12 protein-coding genes are annotated in these 16,230 nt (G+C 60.5%); 3 read left to right on the plus strand and 9 right to left on the minus strand.

All coding sequences use genetic code 11. The features are described from left to right. Positions 1 to 16: 16 nt before the first annotated feature. Complete coding sequence (locus tag C6382_RS03535; protein ID WP_107023156.1) at positions 17 to 1,597, minus strand: EAL domain-containing protein; 1,581 nt, start codon at positions 1,595 to 1,597, stop codon at positions 17 to 19. Between the two features lie 309 nt (positions 1,598 to 1,906). On the opposite strand from C6382_RS03535, the gene hppD reads away from it, so the two are divergent. Further along, complete coding sequence (gene hppD / locus C6382_RS03540) at positions 1,907 to 2,983, plus strand: 4-hydroxyphenylpyruvate dioxygenase (RefSeq protein WP_107023511.1); 1,077 nt, start codon at positions 1,907 to 1,909, stop codon at positions 2,981 to 2,983. A gap of 59 nt (positions 2,984 to 3,042) precedes the next feature. Here hppD and C6382_RS03545 read toward each other — a convergent pair whose 3' ends face one another. Together C6382_RS03545 and C6382_RS03550 are read right to left on the minus strand one after the other, a co-directional pair. Then, positions 3,043 to 3,846: a CSS-motif domain-containing protein gene (locus C6382_RS03545; protein WP_107023157.1), complete on the minus strand. Its 804-nt coding sequence runs from the start codon at positions 3,844 to 3,846 to the stop codon at positions 3,043 to 3,045. 108 nt (positions 3,847 to 3,954) lie between these two features. Then, complete coding sequence (locus tag C6382_RS03550) at positions 3,955 to 4,659, minus strand: type 1 glutamine amidotransferase domain-containing protein (RefSeq protein WP_107023158.1); 705 nt, start codon at positions 4,657 to 4,659, stop codon at positions 3,955 to 3,957. A gap of 153 nt (positions 4,660 to 4,812) precedes the next feature. On the opposite strand from C6382_RS03550, the gene C6382_RS03555 reads away from it, so the two are divergent. Continuing rightward, positions 4,813 to 5,271: a nucleoside deaminase gene (locus C6382_RS03555; RefSeq protein WP_107023159.1), complete on the plus strand. Its 459-nt coding sequence runs from the start codon at positions 4,813 to 4,815 to the stop codon at positions 5,269 to 5,271. 213 nt (positions 5,272 to 5,484) lie between these two features. On the opposite strand, the gene C6382_RS03560 is transcribed toward C6382_RS03555, so the two are convergent. The 5 genes from C6382_RS03560 to mhpT form a co-directional block, all read right to left on the minus strand. Continuing rightward, positions 5,485 to 6,540, minus strand: coding sequence for a tetratricopeptide repeat protein (locus tag C6382_RS03560; protein WP_107023160.1), 1,056 nt, complete (start codon positions 6,538 to 6,540; stop codon positions 5,485 to 5,487). Between the two features lie 243 nt (positions 6,541 to 6,783). Next, a complete protein-coding gene (locus C6382_RS03565) occupies positions 6,784 to 8,211 on the minus strand; it encodes an efflux transporter outer membrane subunit (RefSeq protein WP_107023161.1) in 1,428 nt (475 codons plus the stop codon). Continuing rightward, positions 8,208 to 11,387: an efflux RND transporter permease subunit gene (locus C6382_RS03570; protein WP_107023162.1), complete on the minus strand. Its 3,180-nt coding sequence runs from the start codon at positions 11,385 to 11,387 to the stop codon at positions 8,208 to 8,210. Before C6382_RS03570 ends, C6382_RS03565 begins: the two co-directional genes overlap by 4 nt. Positions 11,388 to 11,399: 12 nt before the next feature. Next, positions 11,400 to 12,641, minus strand: a complete 1,242-nt coding sequence (gene mexE, locus C6382_RS03575; RefSeq protein ID WP_107023163.1) for a multidrug efflux RND transporter periplasmic adaptor subunit MexE — start codon at positions 12,639 to 12,641, stop codon at positions 11,400 to 11,402. Between the two features lie 189 nt (positions 12,642 to 12,830). Beyond that, entirely contained in the window at positions 12,831 to 14,048 is a 1,218-nt protein-coding gene (gene mhpT, locus C6382_RS03580) for a 3-(3-hydroxy-phenyl)propionate transporter MhpT (RefSeq protein WP_107023164.1), read from the minus strand. A gap of 303 nt (positions 14,049 to 14,351) precedes the next feature. Between mhpT and C6382_RS03585 the strand changes: the two genes are divergently transcribed. After that, the gene (locus tag C6382_RS03585) at positions 14,352 to 15,662 is read left to right on the plus strand and encodes an OprD family porin (RefSeq protein ID WP_107023165.1); all 1,311 of its coding nucleotides are present in this window, start codon (positions 14,352 to 14,354) and stop codon (positions 15,660 to 15,662) included. Between the two features lie 5 nt (positions 15,663 to 15,667). On the opposite strand, the gene C6382_RS03590 is transcribed toward C6382_RS03585, so the two are convergent. Further along, entirely contained in the window at positions 15,668 to 16,147 is a 480-nt protein-coding gene (locus tag C6382_RS03590; RefSeq protein ID WP_107023166.1) for a MarR family winged helix-turn-helix transcriptional regulator, read from the minus strand. Positions 16,148 to 16,230: the final 83 nt, after the last annotated feature.

The following is a 16,230-nucleotide window of genomic DNA, read 5'->3' on the forward strand; positions in this document are numbered from 1 at the left end:
GGAAAAATAAGGGTGCTCAGCCACCTTGAGTCAGTACCTGGTGGTCAGTGGCTGACACCAGGCCTTGCGCCTCCAGGGCCTGAATGAACGCTTCGGCCGACATTGGCCGGGCAAACAGGTAGCCTTGCTGGAAATCGACGTTGTGCCGGGCCAGGTAGTCACGTTGGGCCTCGGTTTCCACCCCTTCGGCAACGATCCCCAGCCCCAGCTTGCTCGACAGTTCGATGATACTGTCGAGGATATGCAAGGACAGCGCATCGCCACCGATCATCGCCACAAAACTCTGGTCGATCTTCAGGTAATCAACCTGAAACTGGCGCAGGTAGGCCAGGCTCGACTGGCCGGTACCAAAGTCGTCCAGTGCAATCATCACCCCCAGATCACGCAGGCCGGCGAACAACGCATGGGTGACCTCGTTCGGGGAAATGAGTTTACGCTCGGTCAACTCCAGGGTCAGGCGCACCCGTCCCTTGGGAAAGGCGGCGAGGAAGGTCCGGCAATCATCGAGCAAAGCCAGGTCCTGGCAGTGATCGGCGGTGATGTTGATGCCTATGTGGAAGCCGTCATCCATGCTGTCGGCATGCGCAGCCAGCACCTGGGCGGTTCGGGCGAAGAGTTGGCGGGTCATGGGTACGATCTGACCGCTGTGTTCGGCATAGGGTATGAACAGGTCCGGGCGTACCAAGCCTTCACGCGGGTGCTGCCAGCGCATCAGTACCTCGACACCGGCCCAGCGGTAGTCGCCACGGCGCACCACCGGCTGGAAGTAGGGCACGAACTCATTGGCTTCTATGGCTCGCTGCAGTTCGGCACGCGGTGAACTGGCCCGGCGCAGTTGCCAGTAACAGGTCGTTGCGGCGATGACGCCGAGTAGCACCAGCAGGCCTAACATGGCCGGGTACTCGCTGCGCATTTGCTGGCCAACTGTTCCCTGGGTGTGACCGCTGTGAATGGAGAAAGGGTAGCGCGTAGACGCAAACTCGGTGGCGGCGACCTCTGACTTTGGCGCAGCCCCTGTATGGACTTGCCCGCCACGGTCTATCCAGTGCGGGCCGACTTGCAATATGAGCTGGTTGTCATTACCGAGCAGGTACAGGGCACCGATCAGGTGATCGCCATCGACGGTGACGATGGCAGCGCGTTGCCCTTCGGCCACCCGGTACACCAACAATGGATGCCCAGGGGTGACGGAGTTTCCATCCATCAGCCACAGCGTACCCTGAACATAGTCACTGATGTTGACCGGCTCGCTGTAGGGGCCGAACAGCGAATTGCAATACAGTTCGCCGCGGTACTCCAGGTTGGTGGAGCGCACAAAGGCGTGCCGGGTGACTTGATTACGCAGGGCCAGTTTTTCTTCGATGCAGGGCTGACCCGCCAGCGGCAGCAGTTCCCTGGCGGCGCTGGCGGCATTGTCGAGGATGCGTTCGATCTGGTTGCCCACTCTGCGCGCAGTGGCTTCGCTACGGCTGTGCAGCTCCCGCTCGGCTTGCCATTGCATGATCAGCAGCCCGCAGACGATGGGCAGGGCGCCGACCAGCACGGGCAGGATTGTTCGCCAGAGGCGTAGTGGGCGGTGTTTTACCGATAAGGGCATGGCGACTAACCTGAAAAGACAGAACTGTGCAGAGGATAGCCGTACGTCGGAATCGTGTCTGAACTTAAAGTGCGACAAATTTGATTACGCACTGTAGAATCATCTTACGCATACAATAATAAGGTTCCTCGCCACTCGAGGAATCAACCCGCCGAGAATGGGTCCATATGAAGTGTCATGGGTTCAAGCTGATCTATGGTGACTACCTCGCACGCAGTGTGAGGGGCATCTCCTGCGCACCGCCATCTTCGCTCGACATCGATAGCAAGTAATCACCGTTTTTAGCGCTTTGATGATGAGGTAATGAGCATGGCCGACATTTTTGAAAACCCGATGGGCCTGATGGGCTTCGAATTCATCGAGTTCGCCTCGCCGACGCCCGGCGTCCTGGAGCCGATCTTCCAGATCATGGGCTTCACCAAGGTGGCCACCCACCGATCCAAGGATGTGCACCTGTACCGCCAGGGTGACATCAACCTGATCCTCAATAACGAACCGAAAAGCATCGCCTCGTACTTCGCGGCCGAGCACGGTCCGTCGGTATGCGGCATGGCTTTTCGCGTACGTAACGCCCACGAGGCCTACGCCCGAGCCCTGGAACTGGGGGCTCAGCCGGTGGAAATCGAAACCGGTCCGATGGAGCTGCGTCTGCCGGCGATCAAAGGCATCGGCGGTGCGCCGCTGTACCTGATCGACCGTTTCGAGGAAGGCAGCTCGATCTACGACATCGACTTCAACTTCATTGAAGGTGTCGACCGTCATCCGGTTGGTGCTGGTCTGAAGATCATCGACCACCTGACCCACAACGTTTACCGTGGACGCATGGCCTATTGGGCGGCGTTTTACGAGAAGCTGTTCAACTTCCGTGAAATCCGCTACTTCGATATCAAAGGCGAGTACACCGGCCTGACCTCCAAGGCCATGACCGCGCCCGACGGCATGATCCGTATCCCGTTGAACGAAGAGTCGTCCAAGGGCGCCGGGCAGATCGAAGAATTCCTGATGCAGTTCAACGGCGAAGGCATTCAGCATGTGGCCTTCCTCACCGATGACTTGCTCAAGAGCTGGGATGCGCTGAAGAAGCTCGGCATGCGTTTCATGACCGCACCGCCGCAGACCTACTACGAGATGCTTGAAGGCCGTCTGCCAGGTCACGGCGAACCAGTCGGTGAGCTGCAGGCGCGGGGCATTTTGCTCGATGGCTCTTCGCAGCCAGACGACAAGCGCCTGCTGTTGCAGATATTCTCGGAGACCCTGATGGGGCCGGTGTTCTTCGAGTTCATCCAGCGTAAGGGCGATGACGGCTTTGGTGAAGGCAACTTCAAGGCACTGTTCGAGTCTATCGAGCGTGACCAGGTACGCCGTGGCGTGCTGAACGCCGAGTAATCGAGCGCAACCACAGTAAAAGGCCATTGAGGGTATCTTCAATGGCTTTTTTATTTGTGTCAGGGTTGCGCAGGTGTTGAACGGTTTTTTGTTCTTCTGAACATCCCCCAGTATCCAGCTGTCGAGGTCATGATGCCGACCAGCAGCAGTGATGGTAAGGCTGAGCGCATCGCCTGGCGAATCACCTGCCAGGATTCGCCTTCTGGATAACCGGCATGCACGGTGTATCCATACTGGTCTGAGGTGAGCCTCAGGGGGTTTTCTGCATGGTTGGGTACCTTGTAGTACTCACCGCTGCCTGTTGCCCAGACGTACTGGCCACCGAATTGCAGACTCAATACCACGGAATTCTGGAAGCCGAGCAACTCTGCCTGCAGGACTCTTAGATTGGCGGCAGTAATGACCGCCGATGGACCCTCCTGCAGCCGATACAGCAGGATATCCGAGCCTGGAGTTGCAATGACGCTCGAGTACACACGCAGGCGGCCTTCAACATAGCTACCCGAATCAAGGGTAATGTCAGTCGAGCCATACAGCGTGCTGCAATAAATTCGATTGTCCTTACTCAGTGACATTGAGCGTACGTTCGGTTGCTTGACCATTTCCATGCGCAAATCAGACAAAATCGCATCACAGGGCTTATCCAGCAGTTTTATGGCGTGCTGACTGGTGTCGTGCAGGGATTTGATGACCCTGTCGATGGCGTAAACGGCTTCGCGAGCGGTCACCTCGATCGTTTCTTCTTGCTTGCGGTCAACCTGCAATACAAGTACCAGCAGGCCACAGGTGATGGGTGCCAGCCCGATCAGAAGGGTGACAAGAAACTCGATCAGGCTACGCCCGGCGTGGGAGTGTGGAACCATGGTTGGGTGCCTCTATGCTGAACGGAGGGTCAGCATAGAGGAGTGCACCCGAGTCGCCTGTAGGCGCCATTGTTAGCTGCTGTAGTACCCTTCAGCTTGACGGCAGGCTCAAGTGACCTTGGCTCTAGCCAGGGCCTTCACAACCAAGGCAGCTACCGCAGCGCCGGATGCCGGATTCTGTCCGGTGATCAAGCGACCTTCTTTCTGGTCGGCGATGGCAAACGCCTGCCAGGGTTCTTCTGCCATGAGGTAGAGCCCGCCTCGAGCCTTCAACTCTGTCTCGGTCAGGTAGGGCACTACTTTGTCCAGTTCAACCAGTTTCTCTTCCACGTTGGAGAAACCGGTTACTTCACGGTCTTTGACTAGCAGCGTGTTGTCGCTGAGCTTGATATTGAGCAGCCCGACCGCCCCATGGCAGACCGATGCGACAACCCCTCCAGCCTCAAAAATACGCCGTGCCAGTTCCTGCAGACCGGCATTGTCCGGGAAGTCCCAGATAACCCCGTGTCCACCGGCATAGTAGATCGCTACGTAGTCCTGAGCCTTGACCTGGCCAGGATTGAAGGTGGTGCCCAGGCGATTCATGAAAGCCTTGTCGTTGTACCACTCCCAATCAATGTCCTGAGCCATGCTCAGGCTATGGGGATCGATCGGCACATAGCCGCCCGTCGGGCTGAGGTAATCGACCTTGTAGCCTGCTTTCTCGACCTTCTCGACAAAATGCACTGCCTCACCCAGCCAGAGCCCGGTGGCACGTTTGAGCGTCGGGTATTTGGCCGTATTGGTCAGGACCACCAGAATCTTCTTGCTCATCACCAGGCTCCCTTCACTGGATCGGATCCGGTTCGTCCGGATCACCAAGGTAAACCCCTACAGCATAGTAGTGCCTGGCCAGGTTGCCATTGCTTGCTGGCTGTGTGCTAGCCTTGCTGGTGCCTTGAACCTGACACTGGAGTCAACAGCCTTATGAGCAACACGACAGCGCAAACAGATGAATTCATGCAGGCCGCCATCGACGAGGCGCGCAAGGGGCTGGAGGAGGGCGGGATTCCGATCGGTTCGGTGCTGGTGCACAAGGGCCGGATTATCGGTCGCGGGCACAATCGGCGGGTGCAGTCCGGCAGCGCAATTTTGCATGGTGAAATGGATGCCCTGGAAAATGCCGGTCGTCAGCCTGCCAAGGTTTACGCGGAGTCGACGCTGTACACCACCTTGTCACCCTGTGCGATGTGCAGTGGTGCGATCCTGCTGTACGGGATCAAACGGGTGATCGTCGGCGAAAACCAGACTTTTCTGGGTGAAGAGGCGTTGCTCACCTCCCGCGGTGTGGCGCTGGAGGTTCAACACAATGACACGTGTATCCGCATGATGAAAGATTTCATCAGCGCCCGGCCAGAGCTGTGGAACGAAGATATCGGCCGCTAGGCTCTGTACGAAATGTATCCGCACTCGCCCATACTGCGTTGAAACGTGGCTCGGAATGCTCATGTACTCCAGTACACTCCGCTTCCTCGCCACGTTTCGCCTTGTCTGGCCTTCGCGCAAATACATTTCATACCGACCCTAGGAGCGACTGGCAGCAGTGCTGGCCCGCTGACTGGCCAGGTGCTCCAGTAGCAGATCGACCATGGTCTGCGCCTAGAGACCTTGCTGTACCAGCGGGTCGTCAGGATTCAACTGTTCAAGCTGCGCCAGCAGCACCTGCACATTCTGCATCTGCCCCGTCTCTTTCCAGTACTCGATCAACAACACCCTGGCCTTGCGGTTGGACGGGGCACGCGTTAGCAACGCTTCGAGCTGCTTTTGCGCCGGCTCCACCTGTTCAAGCTGGTGCAGTGTAGTGGCCAGGGTAAAGCGGTACTCATTGTTGTCCGGTTCAAGCTCCAGAGCGCGGGCAAAGGCCAGCAGGGCATACTCATCCTGGCCATGGCGCAGCAGCCACAGTCCTAGTTCGTGTTGCAGGAAGGCTGAGTCGGGGCGTTGCTGCAAGGCATCGGCCAGTACCTGACGTGAGGCATCGGTCTGCTCCTGACGCTCCAGCAGTTGTACCTGCACGGCCAGGGCCTGAAGGTTGTCCGGGTCCAGTTGCAGGGTCCTGTCGAGGGCTGCGGCAGCTTCCTTGAAACTGTTTTCGTGCAGGTAAAGCTGGGCCAGGTGCAACTGTGCGACGGGGTTGTCGGTCTGCTGCGCGAGTACCTGCTGATACTGCTCCAGGGTGTGCTGCAAGGGTCCGAAGTACAGGCCGATATCATCCGGACCAAGGCCCAGCAGGGCATCGACCACGGCAAAACGCACACTTTGATTTTCATCGTCGAGCAGCGGCCCGAGCACCAGGCTGCGCTGGGCACCGGGCAACATGGCTTGAATGCTGGCGATGGCGGCACGGCGAACCAATGGATCGTCGTGCTGCAAGTCGCGGTTGGCCAGTTTCAGCGCCAGCGGCGAGGGATAGTTGGGCAGTTCGGCGTACAGGCCAGCGCGGCGAGTGGCGGAAAGATCCGTACGCCCCAGTTGCTGATACAGCACCCTGGCCGCACCAGGCTGGCCGTTGTGCGCCATGGCCAGGGCTTTGGCGTAGGTGTGCTTGAGGGCGGGCGCCGGTGCCGGACTGTCGTCACGCCAGAAATATCCGCCAAGGCCCAGAACGATAAGCAGGATCAGGCTGATCAGGGTGTTTTGGCGTTGTTTCGACATGGGTGGATCCGGGAATCACGGCAGGCAAGGGTATCAGCTTGAGACAGTAGGGTGGTGGCGTCAAATACAGAGGATAGGTGGGAGACTCCTCCGGTGGGAGCGGGCTTGCCCCGCGATTTCGACCTGTCAGTCACATCGCATCGCGGGGCAAGCCCGCTCCCACAGGCACCCAGAAAAAAGCCCCGCGAGCGTAAGCCGGCAGGGCAAAAGGCCGGTCAGAAACCAACCAAAGGAGCTGTTGAATCAGTTCACCCCGGCGACGTTCTCGGCCTGCCAACCACCCCCCAGGGTTTTGTAGATGGCGACGATGCCACGGTACAGGTCCACCTCGCCCTGAGCCTGGGCGTCTTCGGCGCTCAGGCGCTCGCGTTCGGCGTCGAGCAGTACCAGATAGTCGACAGTGCCTTCGCGATAGCGGATTGAGGCGAGGTCGGCAGCTTTGCGGCTGGCTTCACTCTGGCGTAGCAGGGCAAGCAAACGTTGTTGGCGCTTGCTGTAATCACTGAAGGCATTTTCCGACTCCTCCAGCGCCAGCAACACCTGCTGTTCGTAGTTGGCCAAAGCCCCTTCGGCATCGGCATTGGCGCCACGCAGGCGCGCACGCACGCTGCCCAGGTCGAACGCGGCCCAGGTGATGCTCGGGCCCAGAGCCCAGGCTTGCGCGGCCGATGAGCCCAGTTGCGAGCCGCGCGCGGCGGTAAAGCCAAGGAAGCCGCTGAGGCTGACCCGCGGGAACAGGTCGGCGGTCGCCACGCCGATGTTGGCGGTCGCCGCTGCCAGTTGCTGCTCGGCACTGCGGATGTCGGGACGGCGTTTGAGCAGCTCGCCGGGGTCACCCACCGGCAGTGCCTTGGCAATGGCTGGCAGTTGCGCCGGCGAAAGGTCGACGCTCAAGGCGTCCGGGCGCTGGCCCAGCAAGGTCGCGATACGATTACGTGCCCGTACCTGTTCGGCTTGCAGCTGTGGCACGGTGGCCTCGACTTCTGCCAGCCGTGCATCGGCACGCACCACATCGAGGTCGTTGCCAACCCCGGCATCGCGCAGGGTTTCGGTGATGCCGCGCGAATCCTGCTGGGTCTTGAGGTTGGCCAGGGCGATTCTCTCGCGCAACTGCGCACCGCGCAGTTGGCCATAGGCATCGACCAGTTCGGCGATCAGGCTGACCTGCAGCTGTTGCAGGTCGGCCTCGGCCGCATCCTGCTGGGCTTCGCTGGCTTCCAGCTGGCGCTGGATGCGGCCGAACAGGTCCAGCTCCCAGGCCATGTCCAGGCCCAGGTCATAGCGTTCACTGTTGACCCGGTCCTCGGTCTGCCCCGGAATCTGGCCCTTGCCCAGCTCGCTGCTGGCACGGCTGGTCACGGTCGGCAGGGCATCGTTGCTGACGTCGTCGCGAATTGCCCGGGCCGCCTTGAGCCGGGCGAAGGCGATGCGCAGCTCGCGGTTGCCTTGTAGCGACTGGCTGACCAGCTGGTTGAGCACCGGGTCGTCGAACTGCTGCCACCAGATGCTTTCGAAACGGCTACGGTCAAATTCAGCCTTGGTCGCCGGGTCATTGGCGGCGCTCAGTTGCGCCGCCGCAGTGTCCGGGGTCTTGTAATCCGGGCCCACCGCACAGGCGGCCAGGGCCAGGACCAGCAGGCTCGGCATAAAAAGTTTCAGACTGCGGTTCATGCTTGAGTCTCCAGCTTCAGCGCACGGGCCGCCTTGCGAGCCTGGCTGCGTTCGACATAACGGCGGATCAGGACAAAGAACACTGGCGTCAGCAGCAGGCCGAAGAAGGTTACCCCGATCATCCCGGAGAACACCGCCACACCCATGGCATGACGCATTTCCGCACCGGCACCGGAGGAGAACACCAGCGGCACCACCCCCATGATGAAGGCGATCGAGGTCATCAGGATCGGCCGCAAACGCAGGCGGCAGGCTTCCAGTACCGCGGCCAGCGGGTCGAGCCCTTCAGCCTGTTTGTCTTTGGCGAACTCGACGATCAGGATCGCGTTCTTGCACGCCAGGCCCACCAGTACGATCAGGCCGATCTGGGTGAAGATGTTGTTGTCGCCACCCGACAGGATCACCCCAGTGATCGCCGAGAGCAGGGTCATTGGCACGATCAGAATCACGGCCAGTGGCAGGCTCCAGCTTTCGTACTGGGCAGCCAGCACCAGGAAGGCCAGCAGTACGCAGAGCGGGAAGACGAACAGCGCAGTATTACCGGCAAGAATCTGCTGGTAGGTCAGCTCGGTCCATTCGAAGGTCATGCCGTTGGGCAGTTCTTCCTTGAGCAGCTTCTCGATGGCTTGTTCCGCCTGACCGGAGCTGTAGCCAGGGGCTGCGGCTCCGTTGATCTCGGCCGTGATGAAGCCGTTGTAGTGCATGACCCGGTCAGGCCCTGAGGTATCGCTGACCTTGATGAAGGTCGCCAGCGGGATCATCTCGCCCTGGTTGTTGCGCACCTTGAGCTGGCCGATCTGCTCGGCTTCAAGACGGAACTGCTGTTCAGCCTGGACGTTGACCTGATAGGTACGGCCAAAACGGTTGAAGTCGTTGGCATACAGCGAGCCCAGGTAGATCTGCAGCGTATCGAAGATGTCGCTGATGGCCACGCCATGGGTCTTGGCCTTTTCCCGGTCGATAGCGGCATCGACCTGCGGCACGTTGACCTGATAGCTGGTGAACAGCCCGGCCAGCTCCGGCACGTTGTGACTCTTGGCAATTATGTTCTGGGTTTCCTTGTACAGCGCCTCGTAACCCAGGTTGCCACGGTCCTCGATCTGCAGGCGGAAACCGCCGATGGTACCCAGCCCCTGTACCGGTGGCGGCGGGAAGATCGCGATGTAGGCGTCTTCGATATCGGCGAACTGCGCATTGAGTGCGGCGGCAATGGCGGCAGCCGACTGGCTCGGGTCTTTGCGCTCATCGAAGGGCTTGAGCGGAGTGAACACGATGCCGCTGTTCGGGCTGTTGGTGAAACCGTTGATCGACAGCCCCGGGAACGCTACGGAGTCGGCTACGCCCGGTTGCTTGAGGGCGATTTCACTCATTTTCTTGATCACCACCTCGGTGCGGTCCAGGCTGGCCGCGTCCGGCAGTTGCGCAAAGGCTACCAGGTACTGTTTGTCCTGCGCTGGCACAAAACCGGTCGGGGTCGAGGAGAAGCCCAGCCAGGTCATGACAATCAGGCCGCCATAGACGAACAGGGCAATGCCGCTGCTGCGGATGACCCGGCCGACGGTGCCGACATAACTGTGGCTGGCACGGTCGAAGAAGCGGTTGAACGGGCCGAACAACCAGCCACCGAACAGGCGCTCCAGCACTTGCGAGAAACGGTCCTTCGGCGCGTGGTGCTCCTTGAGCAGTACAGCGGCCAGCGCTGGCGACAGGGTCAGCGAGTTAAACGCCGAGATCACCGTCGAGATCGCAATGGTCAGGGCGAACTGTTTGTAGAACTGCCCGGTAAGGCCGGAGATGAACGCGGCGGGCACGAACACGGCGCACAGCACCAGCGCGGTGGCAATGATCGGGCCGGTCACTTCGCTCATGGCTTTTTGCGTCGCTTCCAGAGGGTTCAAGCCCAGGCCGATGTTACGCTCGACGTTTTCCACCACGACGATGGCGTCATCCACCACGATCCCGATGGCCAGCACCAGGCCGAACAGCGACAGCGCATTGAGCGAGAAACCGAACAGGTGCATCACCGCAAAGGTACCGATCAGAGACACCGGTACGGCCACCAACGGAATGATCGAGGCGCGCCAGGTCTGCAGGAACAGGATAACGACCAGGACCACCAGCACCAGGGCTTCGAACAGGGTATGCACTACCGCTTCAATGGAGCCACGCACGAACACGGTGGGGTCGTAGACGATGCTGTAGTCCATGCCTTCGGGGAAGTCTTTCTTCAGCTCGGCCATTTTCGAGCGCACTTCATCGGAGATCTCGATGGCGTTGGAACCTGGGCGCTGGAAAATCGGGATGGCCACCGCTGGCTGATTGTTCAGCAGCGAACGCAGGGCGTACTGGCTGGAGCCCAGCTCGACCCGGGCGATGTCCTTGAGGCGGGTGATTTCACCATCGGCGCCGGAGCGAATGATGATGTTCTCGAATTCTTCCTCGCTGACCAGGCGGCCCTGGGTGTTGACCGACAGCTGGAAGCTGGTGCTGCCCGGTGCGGGCGGTGCACCGAGCTGGCCAGCGGCGACCTGACGGTTCTGCTCGCGAATGGCGGCAACTACGTCACTGGCGGTAAGGTTGCGCGAGGCGGTCTTGTTCGGATCTAGCCACACTCGCAGGGAATAGTCGCCCATACCGAACAGCTGCACATCGCCAACACCGCCCAGGCGCGCCAGCTCGTCCTTGATGTTGAGGATGGCGTAGTTGGACAGGTAGAGCATGTCGTAACGATTGTCCGGCGAGGTCAGGTGCACGACCATGGTCAGGTCGGGCGACGCCTTGTCGACGGTGATACCGATCCGGGTCACTTCCTCGGGCAGCTTGGGCTGGGTCCGGGTCACGCGGTTCTGCACCTGCACCTGCGCATTGTCCAGGTCGGTGCCCAGGGCGAAGGTGATGGTCAGGGTCAGCTTGCCGTCGGCGGTGGACTGCGAGGACATATAGAGCATGTTCTCGACGCCGGTGATGGCCTGCTCCAGCGGTGCGGCCACGGTTTCGCCGATCACTTTAGGGTTGGCCCCGGGGAAGTTGGCCCGCACCACCACAGTGGGCGGTACGACTTCAGGGTATTCACTGATCGGCAGCTGGAACAGCGAGATGCTGCCGGCAATCAGGATCAGCAGCGATAGCACGGCAGCGAAAATCGGCCGGGTGATAAAGAACTTGGAAAAATTCATCGGACCGGTTCCTTAACCGCGCGGTGCCGAGGCACTGGCGAGTTTGACGGTGGCAGTGGCGGCAGGTTTGCCCTGGGTGCTGGCTTCCAGCGCTTGGCGTTGCTGGGCGAGGGCGGCAATGGTCGCGTCGCTGGCCATCGGCGTATCCTGCGGGTCGACCGGCGAGCCGGGACGCACCCGCTGCAGGCCCTTGACCACAATGCGCTCATCCCTGTTCAGGCCACTGCGCACGATGCGCAGGCCTTCGAGCTTCGGTCCAAGTTCCACGGCGCGGTAAGCGGCCTTGTTGTCCTTATCCATGACCAGCACGAACTTCTTGCCAAGGTCGGTGCCTACGGCTTCGTCATTGATCAGCACCGCTGAATAGGTGGCGCTGCCGACCAGCTTCAGGCGTGCATACAGGCCCGGGGTGAACTGCCCGTCAGTGTTGTCGAACACCGCCCGGCCTCGGATGGTGCCGGTCTTGGGGTTGACCTGGTTGTCGACGAAGTTCATCTGGCCCAGGTGCGGGTTGCCGCTTTCGTTGGACAAGCCCAGGTATACCGGGGTGCTTTGCCCGCGCTGGCCGTCGCGGGTCAGTTGGGTGTATTTGAGGTACACACGTTCGTCGGCGTCGAAGTAGGCATACACCTTGTCGGTTGAGACCACGCTGGTCAGCGGGGTGACATCGGCGCTGACGATGTTGCCGGCAGTGAACTGGGCACGGCTGACCCGGCCACTGATCGGTGCGCTGACCCGGGTAAAGCTCAGGTTCAGGCGGGCCAGGTCCAGTTGCGCCTGAATGGCGGCGACACCGGCGCGGGCCTCGGCGGCCGCACTGCTGCGCGACTCGGCCAATTCTGCGGAGATCGCGTTGCTGCTGCGCAGGCGTTCGCCACGGCGGGCTTCGTTTTCGCTGCGAATGGCGGTGGCGCGGGCTTGCTGCAACTGGGCTTCGAGACGGCGGACTTCGGCCTGGAACGGCCGCGGATCGATCTGGAACAGCAGGTCGCCTTTCTTGACCTGAGCACCTTCGGTGAAGACCACCTGATCGATCTGACCGGAAACGCGTGGCCGGACTTCTACCGTTTCGGGCGCTTCAAGACGACCGGTGAACTCGTCCCATTCATTGATCGGTTGCTCCAGTACCTTGGCGACGCTGACCTTGGTCACCGTGGGTGCCTGTACGGCCTCCGGGGTGCGACCGCAGGCACTCATCACCAGTACTGCCAATAGAGCCAGGGGGTAACGCAAAGGTTTGAGTGACTGTTCCATGGAGTATCCGCCAATGTATTGAGAATGGGCGGATTCTGCGATTTGTAACTATTAACAACGAATCGAATGGGGCGAAGGTAACTATCATTCGGAATGATATGAGGTGGTAGGAGCGGGCTTGCCCCGCGATGCGATGTGACTGGCAGCTCGCAATCGGGGCAGGCCCACTACCGGGGGGTTAGCAAAGCATTAGTCCTGCACAGGTGTCGGCCGCAATGCCAGGTCCTCCCCGGCAGGGCGCTTGAGCACACGCATGGCTGCCAGTGCTGCCACCACCAGACCCGGCGAAGCCGCCAGTAACACCCCGGCCGTACCCGCGCCCGCCGCCAGGATCTGCCCGGCAGCCAGTGGCCCGCTTACCGAACCCAGACGGCCGATCGCAACTGCGGCACCTACACCCGTGGCCCGTACCGCAGCTGGGTAGAGCGGTGGGGCAAGGGCGTACAGCACCAGTTGTGCCGCCATTACGAACAATCCGGCGGCAAAGCCTGCAGCAGCCATCGCCGTCAGCCCCACAGACAGGCCGAGCCCGGCCAGTGCGGCCAGGAGTCCGGCATAGATGCACAGCACCACCTTGAGGGGATTGCAGCGGTCGAGCAGCACGCCGCCGAGCAGCGAGCCCAGAGCCCCGCCGATGTTGAAGAGCATCTGCACCATGCCGGCGTCCGGCTTGCTGAAGCCCTGACCGATCAGCAGCGAAGGCAACCAGTTGAGCAGCATGTACATCACCGTGAGGGTGAAGAAATAGCTCAGCCACAGCGCCAAGGTTGAGCCCGCTCGCCGCTCACCAAACAGCGCGCTGGCTGTCGACGCGCGGCCGGTAGCGCTGGCATTGCGTTGAAAGGCCATCGACTCCGGCAGCAGCGTCAGCATCAGCGGCACTGCCAATAGCGGTGCAAGCCCGCCAATGATGAAGGTCAACTGCCAGTGGTCGTGGGCGAACATCGCCACCACTGCTGCCAGCGCGCCGCCCAGCGGTACACCGGCATACATGATGCTGATCGCCGTGCTGCGGCGTTGCTCGGTGACGGCCTCGGCACACAGGGCAATCAGGTTCGGCAGCGCCGCGCCCAGCCCCAGGCCGGTCATCAGCCGAGCCAGCAACAGTTGCGGGTAGGTATCGACGTAGGCGGTCCACAGCGAAAACAGCCCAAACAGGATGACTGCGGCCACCAGTACTTTTTTACGCCCGATGCGGTCGGCCAGCCAGCCACCGAAAAAGGCGCCCGGCAACAGGCCAACGATGCTGGCACTGAACACCCAGCCAAGCATTCTCGGGTCAAGGGCAAAGCTCTGACGCAAACCGGCAGCGGCAGTGCCGGCTGATTGCAGGTCGAAACCTTCGATCAGGGCGACGATAAAACACAGGGCGATGGTCAGCGTCGATCGACGCGATGAAGTGTTCATGCACGAGCCTCGTTCTTGTTGTTCTGATGCGCCGGCTAGCTCCGGCGTGAAAATAAGATTAACAAATATAACTAAATTTACAGCTGATTTTTGCAGTCTGCGGGAGATGCTGCAAACGCCATGGCAATCAAGTGTTTAGCGTTGTCAGTCGGCTTTTATGGATGAATAGTTAATAAAATTAATGTTCGATTATCGGACGTTTTTGCTTGACGAGGGCGGGGCGGCTTTCCATTCTCCGCAGCGCATGCCGTTACCTGGCGTTGCGCTGATGGCGAAAACAACAACAAAAAAATGGATACCGCTATGCATGACTGCGTTGGAGACACCCGCGTTGCGTCGATTGCCCGTTTGCTCAAAGGTCCGGAGCTGGTAGGGCTGGCCGCTGTCTTGATCGCTAACCAGGCTGCTGCCCAAGGTGTGCTGCAGGACAGCCATGCGACGCTGACGTTGCGTAACTACTACCTAGACCGCGATTACAAGGATGACGGTGCCAAGCAAGCTGCCCGTGAATGGGCGCAGGGATTGATGCTCAACCTGGAGTCCGGCTATAGCGAAGGGCCGGTGGGGCTGGGGCTGGATGCCCGGGGGATGCTCGGCGTCAAACTCGATTCAGCCCCGTCACGCAGTGGTACCGAGCTGCTACCGGTATCGAAGTCCGATGGTGAAGCGGCAGACGATTACTCGCGCCTGGCCCTCACCGCGAAAATGCGTTGGCGCCAGACCGTGGTAAAAAGTGGCGATGTGTCGATCTTCCTGCCTTTTGCCTTTGCCAGCCCGTCGCGCTTGTTACCGCAGACGTTTCGCGGCACCACGCTGTCATCGCGGGATTTCGAGGGGCTGACCCTCAACACCGGCTACATCGACCGCATCAACAAGCGTGATTCGACCAGCTACGAGCGCATGGGCATCGCTTCGCCCAATCGGCGCTTCAAGGCCACGGCGACATCCTCGCACCTGGTTTATGCAGGGACCGATTACCAACTGACCCAGGCTCTCGGGATACGCCTCTACCATGCCGAACTCGATGACCTTTACCAGCAGGACACCCTCGCGGCGCTGTATGAACACACACTGGGGCCGGGCACTTTTACCGCGGACCTGCGCAGCTTCTTCAGCCGCGAGGAGGGGCAGGCGCTGGCCGGGGAGGTCGACAACCGCAACCTTTCAGCGTTGTTCAGCTACCGCCTGGGTGGCCATCGCCTCGGACTGGGCTATATGCATGCCAGTGGCGAAACGGCGACGCCCTACATTGGCGGAACGGAATTGATGGGCATGAGTGAGCTGACCATGAGCTCAGATTTTCTCAATGCCCGTGAGCGCACCTGGCAGGCTATCTACGACTACGATTTCACCGCTGTCGGCCTGGTCGGTTTGAAAGGGCGTTTGCGCTATGTGCGCGGTGACCATATCGAACTGGCGGCCTTCGACGCCGAGGGGCGCAAAGAGCGCGAGATGCAGATGGAGCTGGGTTACGTGATCCAGAGCGGCCCGCTGAAGAACCTCGGGTTGCTGGCGCGCAAATCGATCTACCGCAACGACTTTCCCGCCGGTGCGGCGTTTCGTAGCGAAAACCAGACCCGCTTTCAGCTGATCTACAGCCTGCCGATCTGGTGAGTGCGTCAGTACTGATAAACCTTCTTGAGTAATTTGAGTAGCTCGGCCCGTTCGCTCTCGTTCAGTGCCGCAGTGGCTTCCAGGTCACTGTCGGCGGCGATCTGCTTGAGTTCCTTGAGCAAGGTCTCGCCGCTTTTGCTGAGAAAAATGCCATAGGAGCGTTTGTCCGGCTTGCAACGGATGCGTACCGCCAGGGCGCGCTCTTCCAGTTTGTTCAGCAACGGCACCACCTGTGGCGGCTCAATGGCCAGGGCGCGGGCCAGGTCTGCCTGCATCAATCCGGGACTCTGTTCGATGATCGCCAGTGCGGAAAACTGCGCCGGGCGCAAGTCGTGGGCCGAGAGCTTGCCGATCAGATTCTGGAACAACTTCAGCTGAGCCCGGCGCAGGGCATAACCGATCAGGTTCTCAAGGGACGCGTCCAGCGCCGCAGCCGGTACATCGGACTCGGGCGGGACGGCAGTGCTGTGGGCGGATCTTGCCATCAGGCGGGTTTCCTTTGCGTTGATAAGAACATTACCTAGTTTGCCTAGATCGGTCTGTCATGGCTAGCGTGACGGCAAATGAG

It is taken from the genome of Pseudomonas sp. BBP2017, assembly GCF_003024385.1.
Classification (GTDB): Bacteria; Pseudomonadota; Gammaproteobacteria; order Pseudomonadales; family Pseudomonadaceae; genus Aquipseudomonas.

Coding starts and splice junctions, on each gene's coding strand:
- C6382_RS03535 (WP_107023156.1), bottom strand. CDS start 1,597: ATGCCCTTATCGGTAAAACACCGCCCACTACGCCTCTGGCGAACAATC.
- hppD (WP_107023511.1), top strand. CDS start 1,907: ATGGCCGACATTTTTGAAAACCCGATGGGCCTGATGGGCTTCGAATTC.
- C6382_RS03545 (WP_107023157.1), bottom strand. CDS start 3,846: ATGGTTCCACACTCCCACGCCGGGCGTAGCCTGATCGAGTTTCTTGTC.
- C6382_RS03550 (WP_107023158.1), bottom strand. CDS start 4,659: ATGAGCAAGAAGATTCTGGTGGTCCTGACCAATACGGCCAAATACCCG.
- C6382_RS03555 (WP_107023159.1), top strand. CDS start 4,813: ATGAGCAACACGACAGCGCAAACAGATGAATTCATGCAGGCCGCCATC.
- C6382_RS03560 (WP_107023160.1), bottom strand. CDS start 6,540: ATGTCGAAACAACGCCAAAACACCCTGATCAGCCTGATCCTGCTTATC.
- C6382_RS03565 (WP_107023161.1), bottom strand. CDS start 8,211: ATGAACCGCAGTCTGAAACTTTTTATGCCGAGCCTGCTGGTCCTGGCC.
- C6382_RS03570 (WP_107023162.1), bottom strand. CDS start 11,387: ATGAATTTTTCCAAGTTCTTTATCACCCGGCCGATTTTCGCTGCCGTG.
- mexE (WP_107023163.1), bottom strand. CDS start 12,641: ATGGAACAGTCACTCAAACCTTTGCGTTACCCCCTGGCTCTATTGGCA.
- mhpT (WP_107023164.1), bottom strand. CDS start 14,048: ATGAACACTTCATCGCGTCGATCGACGCTGACCATCGCCCTGTGTTTT.
- C6382_RS03585 (WP_107023165.1), top strand. CDS start 14,352: ATGCATGACTGCGTTGGAGACACCCGCGTTGCGTCGATTGCCCGTTTG.
- C6382_RS03590 (WP_107023166.1), bottom strand. CDS start 16,147: ATGGCAAGATCCGCCCACAGCACTGCCGTCCCGCCCGAGTCCGATGTA.